2 protein-coding genes are annotated in these 692 nt (G+C 56.2%); both read left to right on the plus strand.

What is annotated here, in order from left to right; all coding sequences use genetic code 11:
• A partial coding sequence (locus tag AC097P_RS24600; protein ID WP_479613037.1) for a tripartite tricarboxylate transporter permease occupies positions 1-424 on the plus strand: 424 nt, incomplete at its 5' end.
• 88 nt (positions 425-512) lie between these two features.
• Positions 513-692 (plus strand): hypothetical protein (locus AC097P_RS24605; RefSeq protein ID WP_479613038.1); only part of this gene is annotated, 180 nt, incomplete at its 3' end.

A 692-nucleotide genomic window follows, 5' to 3' on the forward strand; every position in this document is an offset into this window, starting at 1 on the left:
GTCGATGTGGATCGGTAACTTCTTTCTGGTGGTTCTGAATCTGCCGATGATCGGTCTGTGGGTCAAGATGATCACGGTGCCCTACCACCGCTTGTACCCGGCCATTCTGATGTTCTGCGCCATTGGTGTATTCAGTCTCAGCAACAACGAGTTTGATGTGTACTTGATGGCCCTGTTTGGGTTACTCGGTTACATCTGCGCCAAGCTGGATTGCGAAGCCACACCGATGCTGCTGGGTTTCATCATCGGACCGATGATGGAAGAATACCTGCGCCGTGCCTTGTTGCTGTCGCACAGCGACCCGATGGTGTTCGTGCAGCGCCCAATCAGCGCCACCATGCTGGCATTGTCTGCGGTGGCAATGATGGTGGTGCTCAGCCCGAATTTGCGGAAGAAGCGGGAAGAGGCGTTCCAAGAAAGTTGAGCCCCCTGCGCCAACCTGAGGGTTTACAGCAATACCCATGATGCACTTCTGGGCCGATAAAGCAGTTTTAGGTTCGGGAGTGCAGGCCATGCCAGAAACGCCACAGAGTCTGATTGCCTTTTGCCGTACGAATAACCGCGTGTGCCCTTTGCCCAAGCACTGGAACGCCTTGTTTGAGATGCTGCCCAACCGCAAACGCACTGCGCTGGGTTGGGAGCCGCCGCTACCGCTGATTCTGGAAGCCTGGGACAGCACCCCAGGCCCACTC

Source organism: Rhodoferax sp. ZS1R8 (genome assembly GCF_056521325.1).